15 protein-coding genes are annotated in these 14248 nt (G+C 70.7%); 12 read left to right on the top strand and 3 right to left on the bottom strand.

The annotated features are described in order from the left end of the window. Window positions 1–108 precede the first annotated feature (108 nt). The 3 genes from Q7L73_RS17015 to Q7L73_RS17005 form a co-directional block, all read right to left on the bottom strand. Window positions 109–888: a hypothetical protein gene (locus Q7L73_RS17015; protein WP_304692699.1), complete on the bottom strand. Its 780-nt coding sequence runs from the start codon at window positions 886–888 to the stop codon at window positions 109–111. Window positions 889–1567: 679 nt separating this feature from the next. Further along, on the bottom strand, window positions 1568–2239 hold the full coding sequence (gene npdG, locus Q7L73_RS17010) for an NADPH-dependent F420 reductase (protein WP_304692697.1): 672 nt from the start codon (window positions 2237–2239) through the stop codon (window positions 1568–1570). Continuing rightward, entirely contained in the window at window positions 2224–2997 is a 774-nt protein-coding gene (locus Q7L73_RS17005; RefSeq protein ID WP_304692749.1) for an IclR family transcriptional regulator, read from the bottom strand. The genes npdG and Q7L73_RS17005 overlap by 16 nt, the downstream gene beginning before the upstream one ends. A 114-nt stretch (window positions 2998–3111) precedes the next feature. Between Q7L73_RS17005 and Q7L73_RS17000 the strand changes: the two genes are divergently transcribed. The 12 genes from Q7L73_RS17000 to Q7L73_RS16945 all read left to right on the top strand — a co-directional run bounded on the left by Q7L73_RS17000 (window position 3112) and on the right by Q7L73_RS16945 (window position 14240). Further along, a complete protein-coding gene (locus tag Q7L73_RS17000) occupies window positions 3112–4221 on the top strand; it encodes an NAD(P) transhydrogenase subunit alpha (RefSeq protein ID WP_304692695.1) in 1110 nt (369 codons plus the stop codon). Beyond that, window positions 4218–4556, top strand: coding sequence for an NAD(P) transhydrogenase subunit alpha (locus Q7L73_RS16995; protein ID WP_304692693.1), 339 nt, complete (start codon window positions 4218–4220; stop codon window positions 4554–4556). Before Q7L73_RS17000 ends, Q7L73_RS16995 begins: the two co-directional genes overlap by 4 nt. Beyond that, complete coding sequence (locus Q7L73_RS16990; protein WP_304692691.1) at window positions 4553–5968, top strand: NAD(P)(+) transhydrogenase (Re/Si-specific) subunit beta; 1416 nt, start codon at window positions 4553–4555, stop codon at window positions 5966–5968. The genes Q7L73_RS16995 and Q7L73_RS16990 overlap by 4 nt, the downstream gene beginning before the upstream one ends. Window positions 5969–6069: 101 nt before the next feature. Continuing rightward, a complete protein-coding gene (locus tag Q7L73_RS16985) occupies window positions 6070–6741 on the top strand; it encodes a cupin domain-containing protein (RefSeq protein ID WP_304692689.1) in 672 nt (223 codons plus the stop codon). Then, the gene (locus Q7L73_RS16980) at window positions 6738–7496 is read left to right on the top strand and encodes an isochorismatase family protein (RefSeq protein ID WP_304692687.1); all 759 of its coding nucleotides are present in this window, start codon (window positions 6738–6740) and stop codon (window positions 7494–7496) included. Before Q7L73_RS16985 ends, Q7L73_RS16980 begins: the two co-directional genes overlap by 4 nt. Window positions 7497–7860: 364 nt before the next feature. Next, on the top strand, window positions 7861–8430 hold the full coding sequence (locus tag Q7L73_RS16975) for a cupin domain-containing protein (protein ID WP_304692685.1): 570 nt from the start codon (window positions 7861–7863) through the stop codon (window positions 8428–8430). An 83-nt stretch (window positions 8431–8513) separates the two neighbouring features. After that, complete coding sequence (locus Q7L73_RS16970; RefSeq protein WP_304692747.1) at window positions 8514–9446, top strand: DMT family transporter; 933 nt, start codon at window positions 8514–8516, stop codon at window positions 9444–9446. An 85-nt stretch (window positions 9447–9531) separates the two neighbouring features. Further along, window positions 9532–10455, top strand: a complete 924-nt coding sequence (locus tag Q7L73_RS16965) for a dihydrodipicolinate synthase family protein (RefSeq protein ID WP_304692683.1) — start codon at window positions 9532–9534, stop codon at window positions 10453–10455. A gap of 34 nt (window positions 10456–10489) precedes the next feature. Continuing rightward, window positions 10490–11422 carry a DUF6282 family protein gene (locus tag Q7L73_RS16960; RefSeq protein WP_304692681.1) on the top strand — a complete coding sequence of 311 codons (933 nt, stop codon included), beginning with the start codon at window positions 10490–10492 and terminating at the stop codon, window positions 11420–11422. Then, a complete protein-coding gene (locus tag Q7L73_RS16955; protein WP_304715593.1) occupies window positions 11419–12474 on the top strand; it encodes a hypothetical protein in 1056 nt (351 codons plus the stop codon). Before Q7L73_RS16960 ends, Q7L73_RS16955 begins: the two co-directional genes overlap by 4 nt. Window positions 12475–12495: 21 nt before the next feature. Next, window positions 12496–13239 (top strand): hypothetical protein, encoded by a 744-nt coding sequence (locus Q7L73_RS16950; RefSeq protein WP_304692677.1) that lies wholly within the window; start codon window positions 12496–12498, stop codon window positions 13237–13239. After that, window positions 13236–14240, top strand: coding sequence for an LLM class flavin-dependent oxidoreductase (locus Q7L73_RS16945; RefSeq protein WP_304692675.1), 1005 nt, complete (start codon window positions 13236–13238; stop codon window positions 14238–14240). The genes Q7L73_RS16950 and Q7L73_RS16945 overlap by 4 nt, the downstream gene beginning before the upstream one ends. Window positions 14241–14248: the final 8 nt, after the last annotated feature.

The raw sequence follows: 14248 nt of genomic DNA, 5'->3' as shown, positions 1-14248 counted from the left end.
CGGTGGTGGACGGCGCCGCGGATGAAAGTCGCGCGCGATCAGGTCAGGCGGTCCTGCTGGTCGACGAGGTCTGCAGCTCGAACTCCCTGCGGATCCGCAGCCTCGCCATCAGCCCGTGACTCGGTGGGCGCGCGGTTCATCCATGGAGATGTTCACTCGAACGCGCCAGCGAGCGTCGTATCCGCCGGCCCTGCCGCCCACCGGATCAAGCGGAGTGGCTGCGCGGCTCGCTCCGAGCAGCGACTCGAATGGGTGGGCGGCGTCGGCGCCGGCGAGCTGGGTGACGAGGAAGCCGAGACGGCGGGCGGTTGCGGCGTTGCGGTAGCGCTCGGCGGCTGTGGCGAGTCTGGCGGGAAATCTCGGCCAGCGCGCGAGGGCGAGGTCGAGCGCCTCCACTGACTGGGAGAAGGTCACGCCCCAGCGTGGGTGCAAGAGGCTGTCGAGGATCGCTCGCTCGGGCGTGGCGACCTGCACGCCGTTGCGCGGGGCGCCCCAGATGCGGGCTCTGTCCGTCACGACGTAGCGGACGTGGTCGCCGCGCCAGTCGAAGTTGCGGCGGAGGTTGGCGACCAGCACGACCGCGGTGCGGAAGTGCTGATCGCTGAGGTCGTGCGCGGCGAGCGCACGGCCCGCGGTGATGAGGCACGGCGCGGGCGTGACGGCGTCGATCAGCGCGAACAGGTCGACACGCAGGACGCCGGTCTCGTCGCGCATCACGTACGTGCCGCGCCGGACGCGTTCGAGCTGGACGATCTGTGCGAGGCGGCGCAGTGCCGCGAAGCTCGCCTCGCGGCTGCCGGTCAGCGGGTCTATCGCCTCAAGGTCGTCCTCCACGACGACCGGCCAGCGTCCGGCGAGAGTCGACTGCCGCGCGAGCTGGACCGACATGGTGCGGAGTCCCTCGGCTGAACGCACATTTCTCAGCACGTAATATCGAACGATATCAAATATCGTATGCACAAAAGTGCAGACCGGCCCAAAGGAAAACCCCGCTCAAAGGCGGGGCTTTCAAGAGATGGCGACTCCCAGACTCGAACTGGGACACGACGATTTTCAGTCGTGGCGTCCAAGGCTTGAACTGAGACTTGCGAGGCCCGCGATCCTACGCGATTAGCAGGCGAGAAAGTGGTTGCTAGCGAGCCTTTTGATGTCGGCGCCACCTCGAGGGGCGAGCGCCGATCACGGATCTCTGTGGGATTTATGCGGTCTTCGTCGGGCGTTTGGTCACGCGATCGTTAGGCGTGACCAAACTCAACCGGCCCAGCTGTCGCCGAGGCGAGCGGACGAGGTTTGGGTTTGTCACCCGGATCGACGCTGCGATCGGATGCCGGGCTCCTTGTGCCTGCTCTCGCCGGCCTCCGGCGCGTCCCCCGCAAGGCAGGTGTCGACGTCATTTGGCCGCATGTCGGCTGCTCCGACGCTCCCGATCGCGTTGTCGGAGCAGAGCGTTAGCGACGTCGAGCACGCCAGCAGAAGCTGGTGGTCGGTTGGTGTCATCGGACGCAGCATGGGGTTCAGCCCTGCCTGCAGAGGCGCCCTTCCACGCAGAGGTTCGTCCTCCTGGCGGTCACGAGAGCCCCGTGATGCGGATGCCGGTGTGGGTTCTGTTGCGGATGTTGAGACCGATCAGCAGCGGGGTGAGCGACTCGGTGATCCGGCTCGTCTCGAGTCTCCCGGCGTCGATCGCGCGCAGGCCGGACACACGCCCGAGGAGCTCGATCACCACCGCCTTCTGCTCTCTGACGTCGCCGCAGACGAGCGTGTCCTGGTCGACGTCACGATCGAGCTGCTCGAGGTCGACGGCGCTGATCGTGTGGAGGCCCGAGACGACGCCGACGTGAGCGGGGAGGAGCGCGCGGGCCTGCTGCGCGGCGGAGCCGTGCCAGACGCCGAGCAGATGGGTTGGGCGGCCGCCGACCGCCGGGGCGAGCGGCACGGTCGCGTCGAGCACCACCTGCCCCTCGCGAAGCGCCGGCGCGACCGCTCTGAGTGTCGCCGCGTGGCTCGCGAACGGAACGGTCAGCGCGACGATCGTGCCGGGGCCGGCGGCCGCCTCCTCGTTGCGGGCGCCGTCGAAGCGGCCGTGCGGGACCGCCGCGGCGGCGCGTTCGGCCGCCGCTCTCGCTCTCGTCTCGTCGCGGGAACCGATCGTCACCTGGACGCCCGCGCTGCCGAGCCGCAGCGCCAGCCCGTAGCCGAGCGCGCCGGTGCCTCCGAGGATCGTCACGTGCGCTTCCATCTGGTTCCTTTCGTGGTGGGTGGGCCGCCTGGGCGGTAGCCGAGTCGTTCTGACAGCTCCGTGGTCGCCGACGTCACGAGCCGCGCGAAGCGCGGCACCTCCTCGTCGGGCATGCGGACGTCCGGGGTGGTGATCGCGACAGCGGCGACGACCGCTCCTGTGTGGTCGCGAACGGGGGCGGCGACGGTTCGCGACCCCGGCGTGACCTCGCCCACGCTGAAGGCGTAGCCGCTCGCGCGCGTCTCCGCCAGCCGTGCGCGCAGCGCGGCGGGATCGACCGGCGTGTGCTCGGTGTAGCGCTCCAGTCTTCTCGCCAGCGCCTGCTCGATCACGGCGTCGGGCTGGAAGGCGAGCAGCGCGCGGCCGCCGGCGCCCGCGTGCAGTTGGACGGCGTCGTCGACCTCGACGGAGAAGCGCAGCGGATGGCTGCCGTCGACGATGTCGACGTAGACCGCGCTCGCGCCGCGCAGCGCGACGAGCGTGACCGAGTCGCCGGTCGTGGCGGCCAGCTTCTCCATGTGCTCGCGCGCCAGCGGCGCCAGTCTGTTGCGCCGCTCCGCCTGTCGGCCGAGGCGGATCAGCTCGGATCCGAGGCCGTAGACGCCTGGCTCGACGCGCTCCAGCAGCCCGCCGTGGGTGAGCGTGTGCAGGAGTCGGTGCACGGCGCTTCTGTGCAGGCCGGTCTCGCGGGCGAGGTCGGAGACGCTCCACTCCGGGCTCGTCGCGAAGGCGCGCAGCACGGCGGTCGCGTTCGACACCGATCTCAAGACCGGCGTCTCTCTATCTGAGACAGAGGATCTCATAACGAGACATGTTGGCAACATCGGTCGTGGCGCGCAACGGCGTCGCCGAAACGAACGGAAGGGATGGAGATGGAAGAGGCACGATCCGGCGCCGCACGCGTCGGGGTGCCGGTCGAACGAGCTTCCGGCGAGCGCCGAGTCGCGCTCGTGCCCGACTCGGTCAAGCGGCTCACGGGGCTCGGCGCCCAGGTCGTGGTCGAGCCGGGAGCGGGGGCGAGAGCTCGTTTCTCCGACCAGCGCTACAAAGAGGCGGGCGCCACGCTCGGCGATCCGTGGGAGTGCGACGTCGTCGTCAAGGTCGCGTCGCTCGCTGCCGAGGAGCGCGATCGCCTCGGTCCCGGTCAGATCGTCGCCGGATTCCTCGCGCCCGCCGACGAAGCAGCCGGGATGAGGCAGCTGGCCGACGCCGGTGTCACGGCATACGCGATGGAGGCGATCCCGCGGACGACCCGTGCGCAGGCGATGGACGCGCTGTCGTCGCAGTCGAACCTCGCCGGCTACAAGGCGGCGCTGCTCGCCGCCGAGCAGCTCGCGCGCGTCGTGCCGATGCTGACGACCGCCGCCGGCACCGTTCCGCCCGCGAGCGTGCTCGTGCTCGGCGCGGGTGTCGCCGGGCTGCAGGCGCTCGCGACGGCACGCCGGCTGGGGGCCCGCACGAGCGCCTTCGACGTCCGTCCGGAGGTCGCCGAGCAGGTCGAGTCGCTTGGCGCGACATGGCTCGATCTCGGCGTGCGCTCCGAGCAGCAGGGCGGCTACGCCCGCGCTCTCGACGATGCCGACGAGGCGCGCCAGCGCGACGCGCTGGCTGCCGCGATCGCGCGCTTCGACGCGGTCATCACGACGGCGTTGATCCCAGGCCGGCCGGCGCCGTTGCTCGTGACGCGTGCCGCCGTCGAGGGGATGCAGCCGGGCTCGGTCGTCGTCGATCTTGCCGCCGAGCGCGGCGGCAACTGCGAGCTGAGCCGTCTCGGCGAGGTCGTCGATCACGGCGGCGTCGCGGTCGTGGCGCCGGTGAACCTCGCGGCGTCGGTCCCGATGCACGCGTCGCAGCTGTATGCGCGCAACGTCGAGGCGCTGCTCGGCCTCGTGCTCGACGACGCGGGCGCGCTGCGGGACGATCTCACCGACGAGATCCTGCTCGCTGCGTGCGTGACCGCCGACCTGGAGCTGGCCCGATGATCGCGCTGGCGACCGCAGCGTCGGCCGGGGGCGGGAGCCCGCTGCTGACCAACCTGGCGATCCTGGTCCTGGCGGGATTCGTCGGCTATGCCGTCATCTCGAAGGTTCCCAACACGCTGCACACGCCGCTGATGTCGGGGACGAACGCAATCCACGGCATCGTCGTGCTGGGCGGGCTCGTGCTGCTCGTCGAGGGCGTCGCCTCCTCGACGCTCGATGAGGTGCTGCTCGTGATCGCCGTCGCGTTCGGGACGCTCAACGTCGTCGGCGGCTTCCTGGTCACCGACCGCATGCTCGAGATGTTCAAGGGCAGAGCGAGAGAGGAGAAGCGATGACGCCCGTGTCCGCGTCGGTGCTCGAGAGCGGCGACCTGCAGGCGGTCCTCTACATCGCCGGCTTCGCCCTGTTCGTCCTCGGCCTGATGGGCCTGACTGGGCCGCGCACCGCGGTCCGCGGCAATCGCATCGCGGCGGTCGGGATGGGCGCCTCGGTGCTCGCCGCGCTGCTCGTGCCCGATCCACGACATCTCGGCCTCGTCGTCCTCGGCGTCGCGCTCGGCACGGCCGCGGGCGTCCCGGCGGCGCGCCGCGTCGCGATGACCGCGATGCCGCAGCTGGTCGCGCTGTTCAACGGCGTCGGCGGCGGCGCCGTCGCGCTGATCGCCTGGGTCGAGTTCCGCACCACGAGCGGCTTCGACGGCGTCGCGACCTACGTCGCGATCTTCAGCGTCTTCTCCGCCGCCGTCGGCAGCGTCTCGTTCTGGGGCTCGAACGTCGCGTTCGGCAAGCTGCAGGGGCTCGTGAGCGGCGGGAGCCAGTCGCTCGGGCGGCTGCAGACGCCTGTCAACGCGCTCGTCGGCCTGGCGGCCACCGGGTGCGCGGTTGCGGTCGTCGCGGGCGAGGGCGGGGAGGCCGCGATCGTCGGCCTGCTGGTCGCTTCGGGCCTGCTCGGCGTTCTGCTCGTGTTGCCGATCGGCGGGGCCGACATGCCCGTCGTGATCAGCCTCCTGAACGCCTTCACCGGGCTCGCGGCGGCGGCTGCCGGCGTCGCGCTCGACATCAGCGCGCTGATCGTCGCCGGCATGCTCGTCGGAGCGTCGGGCACGCTGCTGACGCAGCAGATGGCGGCGGCGATGAACCGCCCGATCCGGGCGATCGTCGCCGGCGGCTTTGGCGGCACGACGGTCGCCGGCGTGGAGCGCGACGGCCCGGCCGCGCCCGTCCGCCCGACGTCGGCGGCCGACGTCGCGATCCAGATGGCGTACGCGCAACGGGTCGTGGTCGTGCCCGGTTACGGTATGGCGGTCAGCCAGGCGCAGCACGCCGTGCGTGAGATGGCGACGATGCTGGAGGGGCGCGGCGTCGACGTCGCCTACGCGGTCCACCCGGTCGCCGGGCGGATGCCAGGCCACATGAACGTGCTGCTCGCCGAGGCTGACGTGCCGTACGAGCACCTGCAGGAGCTCGAAGCGGCCAACCGCGAGTTCCCGCGCACCGACGTGGCGCTCGTGATCGGGGCCAACGACGTCGTCAACCCGGACGCGCGCACGCGCCCCGACAGCCCGATCTACGGGATGCCGATCCTCGACGTCGAGGCGAGCGGCTCGATCGTCGTGCTGAAGCGGTCGATGAGTTCCGGCTATGCCGGCGTCGACAACCCGCTCTTCACCAACGCGAAGACCTCGATGCTGTTCGGCGACGCGAAGCGATCGGTCGCCGAGATCGTCGAGGAGCTCAAGACGGTCTGACGTGATCGCCGTACACGCACTTCAGTCCTACTGAAGTGCGTGTACAATTCTACTGCTCTACGACGCGGTATGGTCCGCGTTGGTGGTGAAGGAGGAATGGAATGGCCAAGCCGGTCGTCCGCGCGTATCAGAAGGACTTCGACGCGCTCCCGTGGGCGCAGCTCGCCGAGGTCTCCGGAGCCGCTGAGCGGGTCATCGCACTCGATGACGAGCTCGGCTCCGCGACGCGGTTCCTGAAGCTCGAGGCCGGCGCGACGCTGCCGGCGGAGACGCTCGACCGCTGGGAGGAGACGTACGTGCTCGAAGGCGCGTTCGAGCGCGGCGGCGTCACGTATCGCACCGGCTCGTACATCTGCCAGAGACCGGGCGAGGAGCGCGCCGCCACCAGCTCCTCCGACGGGGCGCTGCTGTTCCAGCTGCGCGATTTCAATGACGTCCTCGACAAGGAGTCAGTCGCCTGGACCGCGGAGGCGCTCGAGGCGCTGCCGTGGGAGCGGATCCCGTACCGCGACGACGACTTCCAGCAGAAGGTGCTCTCGAAGGGGCCCTCCGGCTCGCTGACCGCGCTCGGCCGCATCGAGCCCGGCGCGCGCACGACCGAGCCCGACCTGCACGACTTCGACGAGGAGGTCCTGATCTTCGACGGGGCCTGCAGTTCTCATCGTGGCGTCTACGGCCCCGGCACCTACACGTGCATGCCGGCCGGCGCGGAGGACGGGCCGTTCGTCTTCGATTCGCGGCTGACCTGCCTGGAGATCAAGAACTACTCATGAGCGGCTGGGACCCGTACATCACCGAGCGGGACAAGAGACTGTTCCCGCTCACCGGCTACGGCGAGCGCGGCGGCTTCGGGGAGCGGCCGGTGCTGCTCGTGATCGACGTCTCCTACGCCTTCACGGGCGACGGGCCCGAGCCGATCTTCGAGTCGATCAAGAGATGGCACAACAGCGCCGGCGAGGAGGCGTGGAGAGCGATCACGCAGATCCAGCGCCTGATCGCGGCCTCGCGCGAGCGGCGGCTGCCGATCTTCTACACGACCGGTCCGCAGGATCCGATCGCGGGCGACTTCGGCATGGGCCGCTGGAAGGACAAGTGCGGGCGCGAGGCCGAGGACCTGGAGCCGGCGCGGGCCAACCAGATCGTGCGCGAGATCGAGCCGGGGCCGGCCGATGTCGTCATCGAGAAGGGCAAGTCGAGCGCCTTCTTCGGGACGCTGCTGCCGTCCTACCTGGCCGACCTCGGCGCCGACTCGATCATCACCTGTGGTGTCGCGACGAGCGGCTGCGTGCGCGCGAGCGTCAACGACGGCTTCTCGTACAACTACAGAATGATCGTCGTCGAGGAGGGCACCTTCGATCGCGCGGAGGCGTCGCACTGGGTGAACCTCTTCGACATGCACATGAAGTACGCCGACGTGCTCGGCATCGACGAGGTGCTCGAGTACATCGGCACGCTGCCCGACGACCTGTTCGTCGATCGCATGCCGATCCTGAAGGGAACGGCCGGCGGCGCGCCGCCGGCGCGCTGATCGCCGGGCTGCGGGACGGCGTGCCGTCCCGCAGCCGCCGTCTCAGGCGGCGCCGTTGGCGATCATCACGTGCTTGACGTCGGTGTAGTCGTCGAGCGCGTAGGCACGGTGTGTAGCGGATCCTCCCTACCGGGTTGGGTTTGCAGTCTGTTTGACATTGGTGGCAGGGGAGTTTCAAACCTATTGAAAGATAACGAGGTGTCTCCGGCGTATGCACGTGCGGGCAGTGCTCCGTTTGCATACGAGCTGCACGGGCATTGAACTTTTCCGTCTGCTGCCCTGGTAGGGTGTGCCTCAAATGGGGGCTGAGCAACAGACACCGGCGCCATCGGCGGGTGGCGCGTCTGACGACGAACTCGACGGGGTGCGTCTCGGTCGCCAGCTGCGGACGATCCGGACCGACGGCAGATTGACGTTGCAGGAGCTGGCCAGACGCGCCGGCGTCTCGCAGAGCCTCATCTCACAGGTGGAGCGCGGCATCGCCAGTCCATCGATCACGACGCTCCGGCGTCTCGCTGCCGCGCTCGACGTCCCGATCGCCGCGCTGTTCGTCGAGCATGACCAGGCGGAGGGCAGCGCCGAGGAGCTCGACGGCAAGCGGATCATCGTCCGCAGCGGCGAGCGCAAGGGCTTGCGGGTCCACCGCTCGCGCGTCGAGTACGAGCTCCTGACGCCCGACCTCAACCGCGAAATCGAGTTCCTGTGGATCGAGTACGCTCCCCGCTCGCGCACCCATCCAGCGCCGATGTCGCATCCCGGCGAGGAGAACGCCGTCTGCATCGAGGGGTCGGTCGTCGTCACGATCGAGGGGCGCGAGTACGTGCTCGGGCCCGGTGACAGCATCTCCTTCGACAGCGGCAGGTCGCATCAGGTCGAGAACCGGTCCGATGAGCGTGCCGTGCTGATCTCGGCGATCACGCCGCCGTCGTTCTGACGCCCCCGCGGCGTCGGCCCGCTGACCGCTAGCGGTCAGCGGATTCAGTATCACTGTCGCACTGTTACAGTGAGACTGTGGAGATGGTCTCATCGCAGGCGCAGGCGCCGACGCCTGCGGCGTCGCACGGCGGTCCGCCGTGGCGGCCGTCGCGCTCGGTCGGCATCGCGTTCGCGCTCGTTGACGTCCTCTTCGTCGGCACCTCGTTCATTGCGTTCGACGCGGTCGGCGACTATCCGACCGCGACTGGCCAGGCGATGCGCTATGCGCTCGCGGCGATCGTCCTCTTCCTCGCGCTGCCGGTCGGAGCGCGACGGTGGCCGGCGCGCCGCGACACCGTCGCGATCTTCGTCCTCTCCGCCGCGGGGGTGGTCGGCTCCAACGTGCTGATGATCGCTGCGGTCCGCGAGGTCGGACCGGCGCCGGTCGGGATGATCGCGGGCTGCCTGCCGGTGGTGCTGGCGCTGTTGGCGCCGCTCAGCGAGCGGCGCCGCCCGTCGCGACGGAGCCTCGCCGCGGCGCTGCTCGTCTCGGCCGGGGTGGCGGTCGTCTCAGGTGGTGGCGCGCTGTCGCTTCTCGGCGCCGGCGCAGCGATCGCGGCGGTTCTCCTGCAGGCCGGCTTCATGGTCGCGATCGGGGACGTGCTCGGCCGTCTCGGCGCGCACCGGGTCGCCGCCTGGACCTGTCTCGCCGCTGCGTTCGTCTCCGGCTGCGCCGCGCTGCTGTTCGATCCGGCCTTCGGTGCTCCGACGCGCGGCGAGGCTGCGGCCATCGCCTACCTCGGGCTGTTTGTGACGGCGGCGGCGTTCCTCTGCTGGAGCTTCGCCGTGCTCGCGCTTGGCGCGGAGCGGATGGGGCTGTTCGTCGGCGGCGTGCCGATGCTGGCGCTGGCAAGTGGCGTGGCGCTCGGCGACGGCCCGCTGACCGTCAGCGCGACGGTCGGCTGTGCGGCAATCGTCGCGGGCGTCGTCTGGGGGCTTGGCGGCGGGGAGCGGAAGGCGCGAGCGCGATCATGATCGCTATTGCAATCTCATTGAAGTTACTCTACACTTCTATTTAAGAGAGGCCGTGGCGTCGTGGTCATGGCGTGAAAGGAGCTGCATGGCCGAGATTGTGGGAGTGATGCCCCCGTGCGTCACCATCTTCGACGAGAACGGGGCGGTCGACGAGGCGCGCACCAAGGAGCACGTCGACTGGCTCCTCGACGCCGGCGTGCACGCGCTGCTGGCGCTGGGCACGTGCGGCGAGTTCTTCTCGTTCGAGACCGCTGAGCGGGAGCGCCTGGCGGCGAAGTACGTCGAGTGGGTCGACGGGCGCGTGCCGCTCTACATCGGCGTCATGGACACTTCGACCGAGATCGCGGTGCGGCTCGCGAAGTCCGCCGAGGCGGCCGGCGCGAACGCCGTCATGAGCGTCGCGCCGTATTACTCGAGCCCGCCGCGGCGCGAGGTGATGCAGTACTTCCGCGACATCGCGGAGGCGGTCGAGATCCCGTTCGTCGTCTACAACAACCCGCCTGCCTCGGGTGTCTCGCTCGAGACCGCCGACCTCGCGGAGCTGGCCAACGACGGCACCGCGAAGATCGTCAAGGAGTCGCACGGCGATCCGGCCCGCATCCACGACCTGAAGCTGACCGTGCCGGACTCGGTGCCGGTCCTCTACGGCGAGGACTACGGCGCCTTCGAGGCGATCTGCGGCGGCGCCGATGGCTGGGTCGCGGGCGTCAGCAACTTCATGCCGCACGAGGCGGTCAAGCTCTGGAACCTCGCGCAGGCCGGCGAGCTCGAGGCCGCGCGCGAGCAGTGGTACCGGATCCTGCCGCTCGTGAACATGACGTCGATCAAGCCGATGTTCGGGCGCCCGGACGAGCGCCCCGACTTCATCCAGATCTTCAAGGCCGGTCTCGATCGGATCGGGCGCACAGGCGGTCCCTGCCGTCGACCGCTGCTCCCGCTGCCGCAGGAGGACGTCCACTACCTGCACAGACTGATGGACGAGATCGGGCTGACCCCCGTGGCAGCCTGAGGTCCGGCATCCCAATGAAGGAGAGCACTCACCGATGATCGACATCAGAGGCGCATTCGACTGCCACGTCCACACCGCGCCGTCGCTGTTCGAGCGGCCGTGGACGGCCTTCGAGACGGCCGAGGCCGCGCTCAGACAGGGGATGAAAGGCTTCGTCCTCAAGCATCACTTCCAGCCGTCGGTCGCCCAGGCGAGCGACGTGCAGAAGGCGTTTCCGGAGCTGACGGTCGTCGGCGGCGTCGTGCTGAACCGCTACACCGGCGGCCTCAACCCGTTCGCGGTCGAGTCGGCGATCAAGATGGGCGGTCGCATCGTCTGGTTCCCGACGGTCGACTCCAAGAACCACTTCGACTACTTCGGCACGGCGAGCAGCTACGACGTGACCGACGCCGGCGACGGCGGCCCGCAGCTGATCGGCGGCAACGAGGGCTTCGAGCGCCTCACGCGCGGCCCGGGTGTCGGCGCGCTCGGCGACGACGGCGAGCTGCTGCCCGAGGCGAGAGAGGTCATCGACATCTGCATCCGCCACGACGTCGTGATCGGAACGGCCCACCTCGGTCGCGAGGAGACGCTCGCCGCCTTCCGCTACGCCGTCTCCAGAAGAGCGAGACGGATGCTGCTCGGCCACGCGCTGTGGAAGCCGCTCAACCTCTCGCTCGAGGACCTGCTCGAGATCGCCGACATGGGCGTGACGATCGAGTTCGCGGCGTCGATCTCGCTGCCGATCCCCTGTCACGCCTCGCCGGCCGAGGTCGTCGAGACGATCAGAGCGATCGGCCCGGAGCGCTGCATCCTCTCCTCCGACGCCGGCGCGGCGGTCTTCCCGCTGGTGCCGGAGGCGCTGCGCAGCTACACGCAGTGCCTCGTCGACACCGGCCTCGCTGAGGACGACGCCCACACCATGCTCGCCGTCAACCCGGTGAAGCTGGTGCTCGAGGGCGCGCCGCCGCGGGGGACCTTCGGTTGACGCCAGCGATCCGCACCGTGCACTGGGGGACCGGGGCGATGGGCAGCCATGCGCTGCGCGTCGCCGCGCGAACCCCGGGGCTCGCGGTCGCCGGCGTCGTGTCGCAGCGGTCGGCTGAGCGGGCCGCCGCTGCGCTTGCGCGCGAGGCACCGGGCGCAGTCGACTCCGCTGTCGCGGGCGATGACCTTGCTGAGGTCGTCGCCCGCGCCGGCGGGGCCGATGTGGTCCTGCTCGCGACGCACGGGCATCTCGTCGACCTCGAGGCGCCGCTCGCCGCGGCTTTCGAACTCGGGCTGCGGGTCGTCTGCATCGGCGAGGACGCGATCTACCCGCAGGCGGTCGACGCCGAGCTGGCAGCGCGCCTGGAGACGCTCGCCAAGCGGCGCGCGGTGGCGATGGTCGGCACGGGCGCCAACCCGGGCTATGTCATGGACTACCTGCCGATGGTCCTGACCGCCGTGACGACGGGATGGAGCAGCATCCGCGTTCGGCGCGCGAGCAGCCTCGCGCCGTTCGGCGAGACGGTGCTGCGCAGCATGGGCGTCGGGCTCACGCCCGAGCAGTTCGCGGCCGCCGCCGAGCGCGGCGAGATCGACGGCCACGTCGGCTACGACGCGTCGGTCGCCTTCCTCGCTGCCGGGCTTGGCGTGTCGCTGGAGATCGTCGACAACGTCTGCGAGCCGATCGTGCGCGACCGGCCGACCGAGCTCGACGGCCACTCCTATCCGGGCGGCGTCGTCGTCGGCGTCGAGCAGCGCTGCCGCGCGGTCGCCGCGACGGGGCAGAGTGTGATCCTCGAGCACCCGCAGCGGCTCGGCCGGCTCGACGGCGAGGAGCCACTCCACGACCTGATTGAGCTCGACGGCGGCGATCTGCTGCGTGCGCGGATCAGTCCCGCGCTCGACGGCGGCGTCGCGACCGTCGCACTGATGATCAACCTGATCCCGGCGCTGATGAGAGCCGAGCCGGGCATCCACACCATCGCCAGTCTGCCGCTCACGCCGTTCGACGCGCCCGAGGCGCGGGGACGGGTCGCAGCGGCCAACATCTGAGAGGTGACGCTCGTGCCTGCTGTGAGAACTCGTCGTCCGACGAGGGCGGTCGCAACGACCCGGGTCGTCTGCGCCGGCGATGCCGAGACCGGCCGCGCGATCGCTGCGTCCGCGGCGCGGCACCCGGGGCTGGAGATGGTCGCCGCCGTCTCGGCGCAGGACGCGAGCACGGTCGCGGCGGCGGTCGCCGAGGCGCAGGCCGACGTGGCGCTGCTCGCGCCCGCCTCGCCCGAGGTGGCGTCGGCGCTCGTCGAGGCGGTCGTCGCGACAGGGGCCTCCGCCGTCGTGCTGCTGCCGAGCCCGGGCTGGGGCGAGACCGAGTTGGCCCGTCACCGGGCCGCCGCCGTCGCCGCGGGCAGTGCGCTGCTGCTGATCGAGGGCGAGGACGCGCTCGTGCGCGACGTGCTGCCGGCCGTGCTGGCGCTGGCATGCGTCTCGGTCGACCGGGTCGACGTCCACGTGCCCGCGTCGAGCGGCTCGCTCGACGACGGACCGGGCCCGCTGCTCAGCAGCCTGCTGCGCGGCGATACGGCCGGGGTGCGCTTCCTGCCATCGGAGGGGGAGACGCCGTGCGCGCGCATCTCCATCGTCGGCGACGGGAACATCGAGTTCGTGATGGAGGGCGAGGCGATCCGCGACGGCGGGCGCGCCGGGTTGGTGATCAACGCGATCCCCGCGCTGCTGGAGGCCAGGCCAGGCCTCCACCGGCTGGTGGAGCTGCCGCTTCCGCACGCGTGGGCGATACATGCAGGAGGTGCTGAATGAGCTTCGATGTCGGAGTCCAGGTCTTCCCCGGGCTGCCGCGCGACGCGGTGGCCGAGGCGGTCGCCTACGAGCGGCTGGGGATCTCGTCGGTGTGGATCGCCGACCACTTCCACGGCGCCGGTCGTGACACGAGCTGGATCGTCCCCGAGGTCTTCACGACGCTGGGCGCGGTCGCGGCGTCGACCGAGACGCTGCGGTTCGGCACCTGCGTCGTCTCGACGACGAAGCGCGACCCGGCCGTGCTCGCGCACGGCGCGCTGACCCTCTCCTCCCTCTCCGGCGGCCGCTTCGACCTCGGTCTCGGGACCGGCTTCGGGCCGGACCTGCACGCCTTCGGCATCCCGACCAGAGCTGCCGTCTCGCGGTTGGAGGAGTCGCTGGAGGTCATGCGCGGGCTGTTCGCGTCGAGTCCCGACCGCCCCTTCGACCACGAGGGCGGGCGCTGGCAGCTGCACGGCGCCTTCCTCAACCTGCCCGACGCGGCGCCGCCGGCGGTCTCGCTGGCCGCGATCGGCCCGCGCATGCTCGAGCTCACCGCGAGACACGCGGACGGCTGGCTCCCGTTCGGGCTGACGCCGCGGCTCTACGCGTCCTTCCTCGAGCGGATTCGGCCCCGTGCGCCCGGCTTCCAGCCGCGCTTGTGGGTGCCGACCTTCGTGGAAGAGCCCGGCGAGGACCGTTCCGCGGAGGCCGAGGCGAGCGGCCGGCTCTATCTGTCGATGGCGCCGCAGGTGCTGGAGCAGGCGCTCGGCGAGGAAGCGGCCGGTGCCGCCGGCAGCTCGCTGGCGTGGTCGCCCGAGCGGGGCAGGGAGATCGCCGCGTCGATCCCGCGCGAGCTCGCGCTCGCCGTCGCCGTGCACGGGTCGCCGGCACGCTGCGTCGAGCAGCTGCGCGCGTTCGAGGCCGCCGGCTGCGCCGGCGTGGTGCTGCGGATCACCGACCCGGCCCGCCGCCGGCGCGACGTCGAGCGGCTGGCCGCCGAGCTGGCGGCGGCCGGCTGAGGCCCCGA

It is taken from the genome of Conexibacter sp. CPCC 205762, assembly GCF_030646155.1.
Classification (GTDB): Bacteria; Actinomycetota; Thermoleophilia; order Solirubrobacterales; family Solirubrobacteraceae; genus Conexibacter.
This window is presented reverse-complemented; position numbering and strand designations above follow the sequence as displayed.

Excerpts from the sequence above, each read along its gene's own strand:
- Q7L73_RS17015 (WP_304692699.1), bottom strand. The coding sequence starts at position 888 with ATGTCGGTCCAGCTCGCGCGGCAGTCGACTCTCGCCGGACGCTGGCCG.
- npdG (WP_304692697.1), bottom strand. The coding sequence starts at position 2,239 with ATGGAAGCGCACGTGACGATCCTCGGAGGCACCGGCGCGCTCGGCTAC.
- Q7L73_RS17000 (WP_304692695.1), top strand. The coding sequence starts at position 3,112 with ATGGAAGAGGCACGATCCGGCGCCGCACGCGTCGGGGTGCCGGTCGAA.
- Q7L73_RS16995 (WP_304692693.1), top strand. The coding sequence starts at position 4,218 with ATGATCGCGCTGGCGACCGCAGCGTCGGCCGGGGGCGGGAGCCCGCTG.
- Q7L73_RS16990 (WP_304692691.1), top strand. The coding sequence starts at position 4,553 with ATGACGCCCGTGTCCGCGTCGGTGCTCGAGAGCGGCGACCTGCAGGCG.
- Q7L73_RS16985 (WP_304692689.1), top strand. The coding sequence starts at position 6,070 with ATGGCCAAGCCGGTCGTCCGCGCGTATCAGAAGGACTTCGACGCGCTC.
- Q7L73_RS16980 (WP_304692687.1), top strand. The coding sequence starts at position 6,738 with ATGAGCGGCTGGGACCCGTACATCACCGAGCGGGACAAGAGACTGTTC.
- Q7L73_RS16970 (WP_304692747.1), top strand. The coding sequence starts at position 8,514 with ATGGTCTCATCGCAGGCGCAGGCGCCGACGCCTGCGGCGTCGCACGGC.
- Q7L73_RS16965 (WP_304692683.1), top strand. The coding sequence starts at position 9,532 with ATGGCCGAGATTGTGGGAGTGATGCCCCCGTGCGTCACCATCTTCGAC.
- Q7L73_RS16960 (WP_304692681.1), top strand. The coding sequence starts at position 10,490 with ATGATCGACATCAGAGGCGCATTCGACTGCCACGTCCACACCGCGCCG.
- Q7L73_RS16945 (WP_304692675.1), top strand. The coding sequence starts at position 13,236 with ATGAGCTTCGATGTCGGAGTCCAGGTCTTCCCCGGGCTGCCGCGCGAC.